This is a genomic window from Pseudomonas sp. HP_01 (assembly GCF_055284355.1).
This window is the reverse complement of record NZ_JBTOPV010000045.1, coordinates 219834-234838: the sequence shown is the minus strand read 5'-3', so window position 1 is coordinate 234838 and position 15005 is coordinate 219834. Positions and strand designations below refer to the sequence as shown.

The following is a 15005-nucleotide window of genomic DNA, read 5'->3' as shown; positions in this document are numbered from 1 at the left end:
CGGGCTGTGAAATCACCTGGAAATTCATTGGGTGAATACCTCCTTCAAGCGAGGTGCGATCGAGTCCAGTGAGCGAATTTCCATGGCGGCGTCAATCGCCGCAGCCGCTTTAGGCATGCCGTACACCGCACAGCTTTCCTGATTCTGGGCGATGGTCAGAAAGCCCCGCTGACGCATCAGCTTGAGTCCCTGCGCACCATCACGGCCCATGCCGGTCAACAAAACACCCACTGCGTCACCATTCCAATAGCTGGCCACACTTTCGAAAAACACGTCGATGGAGGGCCTGTAAATTTCGTTAACCGGCTCTGCGGTGTACGCCAGTGTGCCGTTCCTGAGCAGACGAATATGGTGGTTGGTACCTGCCAGCAGCACCGTGCCCACTTGCGGCGGCTCGCCATCGCGCGCCAGCCTGACCTCAAGCCCCGAAGAGCCGCTCAGCCATTGCGCCATCCCTTCGGCGAATACCTGATCCACGTGCTGCACGAGCACGATCGCGGCCGGAAAATCCCTCGGCAGCGCCTTGAGCAGGATTTCCAGCGCGGCGGGCCCGCCGGCCGATGATCCGATTGCGATCAACCGCTGACGCTGTGCCGACTCGCGCACCGGTGGCGGCGCGGGGCGGACCCGCGTGTCCCGCTCGCCAATGAGCCAGCCTATATTAAGTATCTTGCGCAACAAAGGCGCGGCTGCATCCTTGGGATTGCCGGCCCCCAGCGCGGGCGTGTCGACCACGTCCAGCGCGCCATGACCCATGGCTTCGAACACCCGATTCACATTCTGCTCGCGATCCACGGTGACGATGACGATGGCACACGGGGTCGCCGCCATAATACGTCGAGTCGCCTCCACGCCGTCCATCACCGGCATGATCAGGTCCATCAATATCAGATCGGGCTTTAGCTGGGCGCAACGCTCGACGGCCTCGGCGCCGTTGCTGGCCACCCAGACGATCTGGTGCGCCGGCTCGAAGGCCAGCGCGCGGCGCAACGCCTCTACCGCCATGGCCATGTCGTTGACGATGGCAATCTTCATCCCTGCGCATCTCCTATCAACTCAACGACTGCATCAAGCAGCGCATCGTCATGGAAACTGGCCTTGGCCAGATAATAATCGGCGCCGGCGTCCAGTCCGCGACGGCGATCTTCTTCACGGTCCTTGTACGACACCACCATCACCGGCAGCGATTGCAGGCGGCTGTCGCGACGCACCAGCGTCACCAGTTCGATGCCGTCCATGCGCGGCATGTCGATGTCGGTGATGAGCAAATCGAAATCCTCGCCGCGCAGGGCGTTCCAGCCGTCCATGCCGTCCACGGCCACAGCTACTTCATAGCCACGGCTGAGCAACAATTTGCGTTCCAGTTCGCGCACGGTCAGTGAGTCATCGACCACCAGCACACGCTTGCGCACCCGGGTGTCAGCCTGACGACTGCGGCGATCAATGCGTTCCAGGCGCCCGGTGTTGAGGAGTTTCTCCACCGAACGCAGCATGTCCTCAACGTCGATGATCAACACCGCTGAGCCGTCGTCGAGCAAAGCGCCGGCGGAGATGTCCTGCACCTTGCCCAGGCGCGGATCCAGCGGAAGAACCACCAGCGTGCGTTCGCCGATGAAGCGTTCCACGGCGACGCCATACACCGCATCGCGCTCGCGAATCACCACCACTTTGAGCACGTCTTCACTGTGCTGGCTGGCCGGACGGTTGAGGAGCTGAGTGGCGGCCACCAGCCCGACGTGACGCTCTTCATGCCAGAAGTGCTGACGCCCTTCCAGCTGCACGATTTCGTCGGCGCGCACGTCACGCATCCGCTCAATGTGCGCCAGCGGAAAGGCATACGCTTCGCCGCCGACGTCCACCACCAGACTGCGCACCACCGACAAGGTCAGCGGCACCTCGAGATGGAAACGGCTGCCCTTCCCCGCGCGCTGGTCCAGTTCGACGCCGCCACGCAGCTGCCGAACCATATGCTGGACCGCGTCCAGGCCGACGCCTCGGCCGGACACTTCAGTGACCTTGTCACGCATGCTGAAGCCGGGCAGGAACAGGAAGCTCAGCAGCTCTTCCTCGCTCAACTGCGCAGCGGTTTCCGCAGGCGAAAGTTTGCGCTCGACGATGTTCAGGCGCAGGCTTTCGAGATCGACACCGGCGCCGTCGTCGATCAGCTCGACCACCAGCAGCCCGGCCTGGTGCGAGGCCTTCAGCTTAATCAGCCCCTCGGCTGGCTTACCGATGGCGACGCGCTGCTCGGGCAGCTCGATGCCATGGTCGACGGCGTTGCGCAGCAAATGGGTCAGCGGCGCTTCGAGCTTTTCCAGGACATCGCGATCGACCTGGGTTTTCTCGCCGTCGATTTCCAGGCGAACCTGCTTGCCCAGCGAGCGGCCCAGATCCCGGACCATGCGCGCCTGCCCCACCAGCACATCGGCAAACGGGCGCATGCGGCAGGCCAGCGCGGTGTCGTACAGCAGTTGCGCGCGCTGGGAGGACTGCCAGCCGAACTCGTCGAGGTCAGCCGTCTGCTGAATCAACAAGTGCTGCGCTTCGCCGAGCAGACGCCGCGCTTCGTCCAGCGCCTTTTGCGCGTCGGGATCGGTGTTGGCGCCGAGCAAGGCTTCAAGACTGTCCAGCGCTCGGGTTGCGCCGGTCTGGGTGCGTTTGACCCGCTGCATTGCGGCCAGGTACGGCTTGAGCCGTTGAGTCTCGACCAGTGACTTGCTCGACAGGTCCAGCAGGTTGTTCAAGCGTTCGGCGGTGACGCGCAGGACCCGTTCGCCGGTCTCGACCACACGTCGCTCACCGGGGCCATCTGCTTTAAGCGCCGGATCGGGAACGGGTTCGACGATGGCGGCAGCCAGTTCTTCGGCCGCCGAATCCTGCGCCGACTGCAGCGAGGTGACCAGCGACTGCGCGTTGGCAAGCAAGATGTCTTCAAGGGAAGGCAGCGCGGTGGGCACCAGCATAGCTTTCATGGCCGGATCGTCGCTGACCATGTTGTTCATCAGCGCCACATAGCCGTCCACATCCGCCTGCGGCACGCTGGCGCCAGGCGTGGCGATGCGCATCAGCAAATCGGTGCCCATCAGCAGGGCATCGATGTACTCGGGCAGCAGGTGCAATCGCCCTTCCTGGGCACTGACCAGGCAATCTTCCATGACGTGGGAAACACTGACGCCGGCGTTGACCCCGACAATGCGCGCCGCGCCTTTCAGCGAATGGGCCGCGCGCATGCACGCTTCCAGCTGATCGGCCTGGGTCGGATTGCGCTCAAGGGCCAACAGGCCCGCGCTCAGCACCTGGGTCTGCGCTTCCGCCTCAAGGGTAAAGAGTTCGAACAGCGACGCGTCGCGCATTTGATCGGGCGTCATGTCAGGCTCCGGTTTACGGCCGACAACAGCTGGTCTTCGTCAAGCAGGCGCAGGCTGCGGTTTTTCCATTGCACGACGCCTCGGGTGAAGCGCGCGTTGCTGTTCTGCGCCGACGCCGAGGCGGTATCCAGCAGGCGCGCTTCGATGGCATGAATGCCGTCGACCTCGTCCACAGGCACCACCACCGGACCGCCGTCTGCCGAAACGATCAGCATGCGCGGCAATGTTCGTGCATCACCGACCGGCGCGACTGAAGGGTCCAGCCCGAGCAGTTCAACGAACGACAGGCACGCCACCAGGGCGCCACGGACATTGGCAACGCCCAGCAAGGCGCGGGAGCGCTGGTGCGGAAGCGAATGAATGGCTTGCACCGGCGACACCTCCACCAGACAACGGGTCGGCAGGCCGAGCCACTCTTCGCCCAGACGAAACACCACGGTCGAGCGGGTTTCGACTTCGACGGCGAGGGCATCGCTGTGCATCGACACACGCTGCTCCTGCGCCAGCGAGTAACGGTCGAGCAAGCGCGTTGCTGCGGCCGAGTACACCGAGCAGTTGCGGCAATGAATATGATCGGCAAGCAGCGGGCAGGACCGGTCGCCATGGATGCCGATGCGGTTCCAGCAGTCGTCGATCGCCTCGGCGTCGTCGCTGACCAGTTCTGTGTGTACGCGACTCATCCACTGCGTCCTTCTTTAGTGACACCCCGTGCCGCGCGCTCCTGCAGCCGCCGGGCCCCTGCGCTGTCGCCCTGGGCGGCAAGCAGCGCGGCCAGTTGCGCGAGGGTTTCCGGATGCTGCGGCTGCAAATACAACGCCTTGCGATAAAACCCTTGTGCCGCACTCGCCTCCCCCGCCACTTCGCTGAGCAGGCCCAGCCAGTAAAAAACCGGCGCAACGGGTTCAAAGCGCTTGAGGTACTGCTCGCCTGCGGCCTTCGCCTCGGCACTGCGGCCTTCATTGGCAAGGGCCGCGATGCTGCGCAGCAACTCGGCAGCTTCGCCATTGCCAGCACCCGGCGCTACCACCGCCTTGATGTCCGGCCTGAGCGCAGCCCTGCGCTCCTCAGTCAGCGCAGGATCACCCAACAACCTTGGCGCGAAGGGCTGCGGTTTATGAGTGACGCGCGACTGGGCCGAGGTTGGGTGAGCAGACGTTGAATGAGGAGAAAATGAATGGTTTCGCGACAGCGGCAAGGCTGGGGCAGTCAGGCCGCTGTGGGGTTCGGAAACGGCCTCGTCACGCCGACGAAAGGCAAACGATTGGGCAATGCCGATCGACTCCATGCCCATGCGCCCGAGCAGGCTGCCCTCGGCGGGGCCGATAAACAGCACGCCGTCGTCGCGGGTCATGCGTTTGAGCGCCTCGAAGCCCTGACGCTGGGTGTCGACGTCAAAGTAGATCAGCAGGTTGCGGCAGAACACGAAATCGTAGGCCGACTGTGCCACTGGCATAGCGGGATCAAGCAGGTTGCCGGACTGGAAGCGCACCTGATCACGCACTCGCTCTTCCAGGCGATAACCGTCGTCCGCCGCATTGAAAAAACGCTCACGGAAACCCAGCTGATCGCCGCGAAACGAGTTCTTGCCATACACGCCCTGGCGCGCGCGCTGGATTGAAAGCGGGCTGATGTCCACCGCTTCGACGCTGAACTGCGGGCCTCGCAAACCTGCGTCGAACAGCGCCATGGCGATGGAGTATGGCTCCTCGCCGGTGGAGCATGGCAGGCTCAGAATCCGCAACGGACGCACACCGTTAAGCTGAGCCAGCCGGGCATTGGCCAGCTTGCCGAGGGTGGCGAAGGATTCCGGATAACGGAAAAACCACGTTTCGGGGACGATGACCGCTTCGATCAGCGCCTGTTGCTCATCCGCCGAAACCAGCAGGGTCTGCCAGTAATCGTCGTGGTCCCGCGCCCTGGACAGCGTGCAGCGCTGACGCACGGCGCGCTCGATGATCGCCTCGCCCACCGAGGCGACGTCCAGCCCGATGCGGTCCTTTAGAAAAGCGAAGAAACGCGCATCGCTGCTCATGGCGCGACCTCGAAGGCATCAAGGCCCATTGGCTGCTCGGGAAACAACAGTTCGCGCACGGCGTCGCTGAGCAAGTCCTCCACGCGGATCCATTGCAGCAGGCCGTGTTCGTCCTCGCGCACCGGGCCCAGATACGGCGCCTGTGCGTTGTCCAGGCCGTAGGCTTTGAATTCATGGGGTGAGCAGCGCAGCGTGTCGGTCGCCTGCTCAAGGATCAAACCCAGCTCCCGCGCGGGACGATCGCCGCCGAGGCGATAGTGCACCAGCACCAGCCGCGTGCTGGTGCGCAGTTGAGAAGGATGGCCGAAGGTCAGCGCGCTGAGGTCGATGACCGGCACGATCGCGCCGCGGTGGGCAAATACACCCGCGACCCAGTGCGGCGCATGCGCGATGGGTTTGAGCATCAGCCGTGGCAGGACTTCAGCGACTTCAGTCGCTTGCAGCGCATAGCGTTCCGCGCCGATGCGGAACAGCAGAAACAGCTTGTTCTTCGGCAACACCGCAGCGCTGCGCCTGGCTGAATGCTCGATCATGGGCCTGACTCAGACCTTGAAACGCGAAACGCCGCTACGCAGCCCCACCGCCACCTGGCTCAGCTCATCGATGGCGAAGCTGGCCTGACGCAGGGATTCAACGGTCTGGCTGCTGGCGTCACCCAACTGCACCAGCGCCTGGTTGATCTGTTCGGCGCCGGTGGCCTGGGCCTGCATGCCTTCGTTGACCATCAAGACACGCGGCGCGAGGGCCTGCACCTGATGGATGATCTGGGAGAGCTGCTCGCCGACCTGGGTCACTTCGTACATGCCGCGACGCACTTCTTCGGAGAATTTGTCCATGCCCATGACGCCTGCCGACACCGCCGACTGGATCTCCCGAACCATCTGCTCGATGTCGTAGGTGGCCACAGCGGTCTGGTCGGCCAGACGCCGGACCTCGGTCGCCACCACGGCGAAACCACGGCCGTATTCGCCGGCCTTTTCGGCTTCGATGGCGGCGTTGAGCGACAGCAGGTTGGTCTGGTCGGCGACTTTGACGATGGTCACCACGACCTGATTGATGTTGCCGGCCTTCTCGTTGAGGATCGCCAGCTTGGAATTGACCAGATCGGCCGCGCCCATGACCGAGTGCATGGTTTCTTCCATGCGCGCCAGGCCCTGCTGACCGGAGCCCGCCAGGACCGAAGCCTGATCCGCCGCCGAGGTCACTTCGGTCATGGTGCGCACCAGATCCCGGGACGTCGCGGCAATCTCGCGGGACGTGGCACCGATTTCCGTAGTCGTTGCGGCGGTTTCGGTGGCGGTTGCCTGTTGCTGCTTGGAGGTAGCGGCAATTTCGGTCACTGAGGTCGTCACCTGAATTGACGAGCGCTGGGCCTGAGACACCAGGGCGGCCAGTTCGGCGACCATGTCGTTGAACCCGGTCTGCACCGATCCGAACTCATCGTTGCGGTCCAGGTTCAGACGCGTGCTCAGGTCGCCGGTGCGCATGGTGTCGAGAATCTGCACGATGCGGTTCATCGGCGCCAGAATCGCGCGCATCAACAACAGACCGCACGCGGCCGCCGCCAGCAGGGCAATGATCAGCGAGATGCCAAGGGTGATTTTGGCACTGGAAACGGCTGTCTGAATGGCGTCGGATGCGTTGTCGGCGACCACCTTGTTCTTGGCGCCGAGTGCGTTGAGCTGTTTGCGACCCTCCATCCACGCGGGCGTGAGTTGTTCGGCAAACATCCGCTGGGCCAGCGCGTAGTTATCGCCCTGGTAAGCCGCAAGCACACCGTTGAGCAAGAGCTGGTAGCGTTCGCGCAATTGCAGAAACTGGGCAAAGTCATTGCGATCGGATTCGTCGAAAATGCTTTTCTGGTAATTGGCGATCTGCGCCTGCAGGCGGTCTTCGAATTCTTTGTACTGGTCTTCTTCAGCGCCGGTGAGGTCGCGACCCGCGCCTTCAACCAGCAAATGCTGGGTGGCTACGTAGCTTTCAACCCATGCACTGCGCACAGTACTGCTGTAAAAAACGCCGGGGAGCGCGTCCAGGCGAACCGCATCGCCGCTGTTCTCAATCACCAACAGGCGATTGAATGCCGCAACCACCATCAACAGCATGATGGCGATGATGACAGCGAAGCTCGCCAAAATCCGTTGACGCAACGTCCAGTTCTTCACAGTCAGCCCTCAAGGGTTCAACGCCGGCATGACCGGGTTCAAGAAGCGGACCGACAGACGGTCCAAAGCGAGCGGGAGTATAGCCCAGTGCCTTACCAATATTCGGAGTGTTTCTGACGGGAAAAACGCCATAACACACAGCCAGATCGGAATTGTCTTACACGCTATCGGCTTGATGTGGCGTTGCTTGATGGTACGGATGCGTTGAAGGCGGATGTCTGGAATGGGGCTTGTTGATCAGGGCAGAAGAATGCGGATCAGGCCCAACGAGTGTTGGGCCTGATCCGGCAGCGTCGCGGGTTTCAGGTTACTTGTTATGGATCGCGGGCAAGCCCCCTGGTTTACGGCTGCGCCTGACGCACCTGTTGCTCAAGCTCGGTCTTCAGCGCCGGGTCGAGCTTCAATTGCTTGGCCAGTTCGTCCAGGTAAGCCCGCTCCATGAAGTGTTCTTCGTCGACCATCATCACGCTGGCCAGGTACATCTCGGCAGCGATTTCAGGCGTATGCGCCGCGCGGGCGACATCAACAGGATCCAGCGGTTTGTTCAGCTCGGCGTGCAGCCATTGCTGCAGTTCGTTGTCGCCGGTGATCCGGGTGAATTCGCCTTCGATGAGTTCGCGTTCACGCTCGTCGACGTGGCCGTCGGCCTTCGCTGCTGCCACCAGCGCCCGCAGGATGGCCTCGCTGTGCTGTTCGATCTGGGCCGGGGGCACGCGGTCCACAGTCTGCGGCTCAACCGGTTGCGCCACACCCTGACTCGCCTGCCAGTTGCCGTACGCCTTGTACGCCAGCACGCCCAAGGCTGCGAGCCCGCCATAGGTCAGCGCCTTGCCGCCCATCTTGCGTGCGCCTTTGTTGCCCATCAGCAAGCCCATCGCACCCGCCGCCAACGCACCGCCGCCAGCACCGGAAAGCAGCCCGCCAAGGCTGCCGCCCAGTTGGCCTCCCAAGCCGCTGCCACCAACCTTGCCAAGCAGATCGCCAAGCCCGCCCTGCCCGTTTTGCCCGCTTTTGCCGCTCTTTTCGTGAGCGCCGGCCTTGTTTTGCAGCAGGTCCTGACCGGATTTCAACAATTGATCAAGCAAACCGCGCGTGTTCATGACTTCACCTTCAGAAATGGGGACAGACGATTCGACCCGCAGGTTAGGGCGAAGGCACCAGCAGCCGTTGAGCAGGTTTGCATCTGAATGTTGCGGCGATGGGTTGTCCTGAGGGCCGGATGACGACAGGTTTTCACTCCCCCGTCTCCGCCTCCACGAATGGGCTCGGTATTTGCTGCGTCAAGTTTGTCGAGGATCGAACTGGGCACTACGCTCTGCATCACCGATCTCTGCCCACACAACCACCATAAGGCAAACCCAACATGTCCGTGCACAAGACCGCGATTCTGAGCGCCGTGATCACCGCACTATTCACCAGCGGCGCGGTGCAGGCCGCTGAAGCACTCACGGCGGTGGGCGATGGCGAGGGGCAGCTGGATATCGTGGCGTGGCCGGGCTACATCGAGCGCGGCGAAAGCGACAAGGCTTACGACTGGGTAACCGGCTTCGAGCAGGAAACCGGCTGCAAGGTCAACGTCAAGACCGCCGCAACGTCCGACGAAATGGTCAGCCTGATGACCAAGGGCGGCTATGACCTGGTCACCGCATCGGGCGACGCGTCGCTGCGTCTGATCGCCGGCAAGCGCGTGCAGCCCATCGAGCCCACGTTGATCCCGAACTGGAAAACCCTCGACCCACGCTTGAAAGATGGCCCTTGGTACACGGTTGAAAACAAAACTTACGGTACGCCGTATCAGTGGGGCCCGAACGTGCTGATGTACAACACCAACGTGTTCAAGACGCCGCCGGTGAGCTGGAGTGTGGTGTTCGAGCCGCAGGATTTGCCCGACGGCAAACCGAACAAGGGTCGGGTTCAGGCCTATGACGGACCGATCTACATCGCCGACGCCGCGCTGTATTTGAAGACCGCCAAGCCAGAGCTGGACATCGTCGACCCTTACCAGCTCACCGAGACCCAGTACAAGGCCGTGCTCGACCTGCTCCGCGCCCAGCAGCCGCTGGTTCATCGCTACTGGCATGACGCGACGGTGCAGATGAGTGACGTGAAAAACGAAGGCGTGGCAGCGTCCAGTTCGTGGGGATACATGGTCAACGGGCTGGTCGCCGACAAACAACCCGTCGCCTCGACCATCCCTCAGGAAGGCGCCACCGGTTGGGCCGATACCACGATGTTGCACGCCGAGGCCAAACACCCGAACTGTGCCTACAAATGGATGAACTGGTCGCTGCAACCGAAGGTTCAGGGCGACGTCGCCGCCTGGTTCGGCTCTCTGCCGGTGGTACCTGAAGCGTGCAAGGGTAACGAACTGCTCGGCGCCGAAGGCTGCGAAACCAACGGGTTTGATCTGTTCGAGAAGATCGCCTTCTGGAAAACACCCCAGGCCGAGGGCGGGAAGTACGTGCCGTACAGCCGCTGGACCCAGGATTACATTGCGATCATGGGTGGGCGTTAGACGCCTGCATCGCCCGCTCCGTGTAGGAGTGAGCTTGCTCGCGATAGCGCTGTTACAGCCTGGTCGCAGGTGACTGCCAGGACGCAATCGCGAGCAAGCTCACTCCTACAAAGACCGTGTTCATTCAGATGCATCCAGCCCGGTTGCTGTGACGGCAGCAGCTGTCAGTCGACTTGATTTCGGGAATTAACCACCATGACCCACGCCGTCCAGTTCTCCCAGGTTTCGCGGCTGTTCGGCGAAGTGAAAGCCGTGGACCGGGTGTCCATCGACATCGAGGACGGCGAGTTCTTTTCCATGCTCGGCCCCTCGGGTTCCGGCAAGACCACCTGCCTGCGCCTGATCGCAGGCTTCGAGCAACCCAGCGCCGGCTCGATCCGCATTCATGGCCAGGAAGCCGCCGGCCTGCCGCCCTACCAGCGTGACGTCAACACCGTGTTTCAGGACTACGCGCTGTTCCCGCACATGAACGTGCGGGACAACGTCGCCTATGGCCTGAAAGTCAAAGGCGTCGGCAAGGCCGAACGGATCAAGCGGGCCGACGAGGCCCTGAGCATGGTCGCCCTCGAGGGCTACGGCGCGCGCAAACCCGTGCAACTGTCCGGCGGCCAGCGCCAGCGTGTGGCCCTGGCGCGGGCACTGGTCAATCGCCCGCGCGTGCTGCTGCTCGACGAACCCCTCGGCGCCCTCGACCTGAAGCTGCGCGAGCAGATGCAGAGCGAACTGAAGAAACTGCAGCGCCAGTTGGGCATCACCTTCATCTTCGTCACCCACGACCAGACCGAAGCGCTGTCAATGTCGGACCGGGTGGCGGTGTTCAACAAGGGCCGCATTGAGCAGGTCGATACGCCACGCAATCTGTACATGAAACCGGCGACGACCTTCGTGGCCGAATTCGTGGGCACCTCCAACGTGGTGCGCGGCGAACTGGCGCACGCGTTGAGCGGCAACCCGGACGCTTTCTCGATTCGACCCGAGCACATTCGTTTTGCCGAGGGCGTCGGGGCGAGCCACGAAGTTCATGTCAGCGGCGTGCTGCACGACATTCAATATCAAGGCAGCGCTACCCGTTACGAGGTCAAACTGGACAACGGTCAGACGCTCACGGTCAGCCAGGCCAACGATCAGTGGCTGGACACCGGCGCGCGCTATCAACCGGGGCAACGCCTGACGGCATGCTGGGCGCGGGAAGCGATGATTGTGTTGCAGGACGCGCCGGCTGAGGCGCATTGAGATGGGTCAGACGTTCAATGCCTCGGCGCCGACGCAACGGCAATCGCCACGTCGACGCTTTTCCAACCTGCTGTATCGACGCCCGAACCTGTACCTGTCACTGCTGCTGATCCCGCCGCTGCTGTGGTTCGGCGCGATTTACCTCGGCTCGCTGCTGGGCCTGTTGTGGCAGGGTTTCTATACCTTCGACGACTTCAGCATGACCGTGACGCCGGACCTGACCCTGGCGAACTTCGGCGCGCTGTTCAACCCGGCAAACTTCGACGTCATCCGCCGCACCCTGACCATGGCGGTTGCGGTGTCCATCGCCAGCGCCATCGTCGCCTTCCCCATCGCGTATTACATGGCGCGCTACACCACCGGCAAAACCAAGGCGTTCTTCTACATCGCGGTGATGATGCCAATGTGGGCCAGCTACATCGTCAAGGCCTACGCGTGGACGCTGCTGCTGGCCAAGGGCGGCGTCGCGCAATGGTTCGTGCAGCATCTTGGGCTGGCGCCGGTGTTGCAGTGGCTGTTGAGCGTGCCCGGCGTTGGCGGCAGCACGTTGTCGACCTCGCACTTGGGGCGTTTCATGGTGTTCGTCTACATCTGGCTGCCGTTCATGATTCTGCCGATTCAGGCCTCCCTCGAACGCTTGCCGCCCTCTTTGCTGCACGCCTCCGCCGACCTCGGCGCCACGCCCCGGCAGACGTTTATGCAAGTGATTCTGCCGCTGTCGGTGCCGGGCATTGCGGCGGGCTCGATCTTCACGTTTTCGCTGACGCTGGGGGATTTCATCGTGCCGCAACTGATCGGCCCGCCGGGCTACTTCATCGGCAGCATGGTCTACGCCCAGCAAGGCGCCATCGGCAACATGCCCATGGCGGCGGCATTCACGCTGGTGCCGATCGTGCTGATCGCGGTCTATCTGGCTATCGTCAAGCGTCTGGGGGCTTTCGATGCACTCTGAAAAAGCGTCGTGGGGCCTGAAGATCGCCGCCTGGGGCGGGGTGGTGTTTCTGCACTTTCCGATCCTGATCATCTTCGTCTACGCCTTCAACACCGAAGACGCCGCTTTCAGCTTCCCGCCGAAAGGCTTCACCCTGAAGTGGATCAGCGTGGCATTCGCGCGGCCTGACGTGCTGGAGTCGATCAAGCTGTCGCTGCAAATCGCCTGCGTTGCCACGCTGATTGCACTGGTGCTCGGCACGCTGGCCTCGGCGGCGCTGTACCGGCGAGACTTCTTCGGCAAGGACGGCATTTCGCTGATGCTGATTCTGCCCATCGCCCTGCCCGGCATCATCACCGGACTGGCCTTGTTGTCGGCGTTCAAGACCTTGGGGATCGAGCCGGGGATGTTCACCATCATCGTCGGCCACGCGACCTTTTGCGTGGTGATCGTCTACAACAACGTCATCGCCCGCCTGCGCCGCACCTCCCACAGTCTGATCGAAGCGTCGATGGACCTTGGCGCCGACGGCTGGCAGACCTTTCGCTACATCATCATGCCCAATCTGGGCTCGGCGTTGCTGGCCGGCGGCATGCTGGCGTTTGCCCTGTCGTTCGACGAAATCATCGTCACCACCTTCACCGCCGGGCACGAACGCACCCTGCCGATCTGGCTGCTCAATCAACTCAGCCGCCCACGGGACGTGCCGGTGACCAATGTCGTCGCGATGCTCGTGATGATGGTGACCCTGCTGCCGATACTCGGCGCGTACTACCTGACTCGGGGTGGGGAAAGCGTGGCGGGGAGTGGGGGGAAGTAAAGGGGTTGGAGCAGTGAGCCTTCCACGACTGGCGGCAGATAGAACGAGCTAGGGAGGATAAAGACGCAGGAGCCCTAACGCATCTCCTTTTCCTACCGCGAAACGCTAGGCTCAGGCTTGTCAGTAGCCTACTTTGCCCGCTGCACGCAGGAGTAACTCCATGAGAATAATGAACTACAAAGGCTACTCAGCCCCGATCAACTACAGCGATGAGGACGGCCTGTTCGTAGGTCATGTCGCCGGGGTCAAAGATGTGATCGGCTTCCATGGCCAGTCGATCCAGGAAGTTCGCAAGGCATTTGAAGAGGCTGTGGACGATTATCTTGATGTCTGCGAACGCATGAACAGTGAGCTATCTAATCCCATCTGACCGGGATCAAATGCTCCTGCATTTCCAGACTCTATCGTCAGGCCTGACGCGCTTGTCGATCGCTGTCAGCTCCGGTCGATCCCGATTCACTGACCGGACCTGACATCAACAAGCGCGGCTATATCAGCTATTCAGCGGCGTGATCAATCGCGCAGATCCGACTCATGAATCGGCTGGTCGCGGTGCGTTGCGCGCTGGTACTGCGCGGGCCATGTGGCCTGGCGTCCACCGAGGGTCTCGTCGGCTTGCAGCGGCCAGTACGGATCGCGCAGCAGTTCACGGGCGAGGAAAATCAGGTCCGCCTGGCCAGTACGCAGGATGGTGTCGGCCTGGGTGGGCTCGGTGATCATGCCTACGGTGCCAGCGGCAATGCCGGACTCGTTGCGTACGCGAGCGGCAAACTCGGTTTGATAACCCGGGCCCACCGGGATCTCGGCTTTCGCGGCAGTGCCGCCGGAAGACACGTCAACAAGGTCGACGTCCAGCTCTTTCAAGCGCTTGGCCAGTTCAACGGTTTCATCCACGTTCCAGCCACCTTCCACCCAGTCTGTGGCCGATACACGGACAAACAATGGAAGGTCTGCGGGCCAGACTTCGCGCACCGCTTTGGTGATTTCGAGGGTCAGACGAATGCGGTTTTCGAACGAGCCACCGTATTGATCCTGGCGCTGGTTGCTCAGCGGCGACAGGAATTGATGCAGCAGGTAACCGTGGGCGGCGTGGATTTCGACCACTTTGAAACCGGCGGTCAAGGCGCGTTTGGCGGCATCGACGAACGCCTTGATGATGTCCCGAATCTGGGCTTCGTCCAGCGCTGTAGGCACGGTGTAGGTCGGGTCGAAAGCGATCTTCGAGGGGCCCCAGGTCGCCCAGCCGCCCTGGTCGGCAGGGATGGCGCCGCTCTGGCTCACCCACGGACGCCATGTGCTGGCCTTGCGTCCAGCGTGGGACAGCTGAATGCCGGCGACCGCGCCTTGGGCGTTGATGAATCGAGTGATGCGTTGCAGCGGCTCGATTTGCTCGTCGTTCCAGAGGCCGAGGTCTTCCGGGGTGATACGCCCGTCCTGGGTAACTGCCGCCGCTTCGGTGAAAATCAGCCCGGCGCCGCCGACTGCGCGACTGCCCAGGTGGACCAGATGCCAGTCATTGGCCAGGCCGTCGGCACAGGAGTACTGACACATCGGTGAAACCACAATGCGGTTGCGCAGGGTCAGTTGGCGAAGGGTAAAGGGTTCAAGCAGCAGGCTCATGGGGGACCTCTCAGATCGTGTGGCAGGTTCCTTACGTGCGAACCTTGAGCCTAGTCGACAACCCGAGCGAAGTGAGGGTTCAGTCATTTCCCGGCTGAAGCCGGTCCAGCTGAAACACCGCATACACCTGTAGGACTCGCTTTGAATGATCGTCCCCACGCTCCGCGTGGGGATGCCAGCCCTGGACGCTCCGCGTCCATCGCTGCGACGCAGAGCGTCGTAGCATGCATTACCACGCGGAGCGTGGGAACGATCAGGTTGAGGGTGCCCACGCGGGCCTCTTCCCGGCTGAAGCCGGCCCCACTGAAAGAACGCGTCCCC

12 protein-coding genes and 1 pseudogene are annotated in these 15005 nt (G+C 62.4%); 5 read left to right on the top strand and 8 right to left on the bottom strand.

The annotated features are described in order from the left end of the window. Positions 1–24: 24 nt before the first annotated feature. The 7 genes from cheB to ACYAR8_RS20950 form a co-directional block, all read right to left on the bottom strand. Positions 25–1035, bottom strand: coding sequence for a chemotaxis-specific protein-glutamate methyltransferase CheB (cheB, locus tag ACYAR8_RS20980; RefSeq protein ID WP_463580937.1), 1011 nt, complete (start codon positions 1033–1035; stop codon positions 25–27). Then, entirely contained in the window at positions 1032–3368 is a 2337-nt protein-coding gene (locus ACYAR8_RS20975) for a response regulator (protein ID WP_463580936.1), read from the bottom strand. The genes cheB and ACYAR8_RS20975 overlap by 4 nt, the downstream gene beginning before the upstream one ends. Beyond that, complete coding sequence (locus ACYAR8_RS20970) at positions 3365–4048, bottom strand: chemotaxis protein CheW (protein WP_074892262.1); 684 nt, start codon at positions 4046–4048, stop codon at positions 3365–3367. Before ACYAR8_RS20970 ends, ACYAR8_RS20975 begins: the two co-directional genes overlap by 4 nt. Then, a complete protein-coding gene (locus ACYAR8_RS20965; RefSeq protein WP_463580935.1) occupies positions 4045–5400 on the bottom strand; it encodes a CheR family methyltransferase in 1356 nt (451 codons plus the stop codon). The genes ACYAR8_RS20970 and ACYAR8_RS20965 overlap by 4 nt, the downstream gene beginning before the upstream one ends. Continuing rightward, entirely contained in the window at positions 5397–5933 is a 537-nt protein-coding gene (locus tag ACYAR8_RS20960) for a chemotaxis protein CheW (RefSeq protein ID WP_463580934.1), read from the bottom strand. Before ACYAR8_RS20960 ends, ACYAR8_RS20965 begins: the two co-directional genes overlap by 4 nt. Before the next feature lie 9 nt (positions 5934–5942). Continuing rightward, a complete protein-coding gene (locus ACYAR8_RS20955; RefSeq protein ID WP_463580953.1) occupies positions 5943–7505 on the bottom strand; it encodes a methyl-accepting chemotaxis protein in 1563 nt (520 codons plus the stop codon). Positions 7506–7906: 401 nt separating this feature from the next. Then, complete coding sequence (locus ACYAR8_RS20950) at positions 7907–8665, bottom strand: tellurite resistance TerB family protein (RefSeq protein WP_463580933.1); 759 nt, start codon at positions 8663–8665, stop codon at positions 7907–7909. Positions 8666–8928: 263 nt separating this feature from the next. Here ACYAR8_RS20950 and ydcS point away from each other — a divergent pair, with 263 nt between their 5' ends. The 5 genes and pseudogenes from ydcS to ACYAR8_RS20925 form a co-directional block, all read left to right on the top strand. After that, entirely contained in the window at positions 8929–10080 is a 1152-nt protein-coding gene (gene ydcS / locus ACYAR8_RS20945; protein WP_074892267.1) for a putative ABC transporter substrate-binding protein YdcS, read from the top strand. A gap of 195 nt (positions 10081–10275) precedes the next feature. Then, entirely contained in the window at positions 10276–11313 is a 1038-nt protein-coding gene (locus tag ACYAR8_RS20940; protein ID WP_463580932.1) for an ABC transporter ATP-binding protein, read from the top strand. A gap of 1 nt (position 11314) precedes the next feature. Then, positions 11315–12265, top strand: a complete 951-nt coding sequence (locus ACYAR8_RS20935) for an ABC transporter permease (protein ID WP_463580931.1) — start codon at positions 11315–11317, stop codon at positions 12263–12265. After that, positions 12255–13064: an ABC transporter permease gene (locus ACYAR8_RS20930; protein ID WP_463580930.1), complete on the top strand. Its 810-nt coding sequence runs from the start codon at positions 12255–12257 to the stop codon at positions 13062–13064. Before ACYAR8_RS20935 ends, ACYAR8_RS20930 begins: the two co-directional genes overlap by 11 nt. Positions 13065–13224: 160 nt before the next feature. Then, positions 13225–13416: pseudogene (locus ACYAR8_RS20925) on the top strand (type II toxin-antitoxin system HicB family antitoxin); the annotation flags it as partial. A gap of 161 nt (positions 13417–13577) precedes the next feature. Here ACYAR8_RS20925 and ACYAR8_RS20920 read toward each other — a convergent pair. Next, positions 13578–14684, bottom strand: coding sequence for an NADH:flavin oxidoreductase/NADH oxidase (locus tag ACYAR8_RS20920; RefSeq protein ID WP_463580929.1), 1107 nt, complete (start codon positions 14682–14684; stop codon positions 13578–13580). Between the last annotated feature and the right edge of the window lie 321 nt (positions 14685–15005).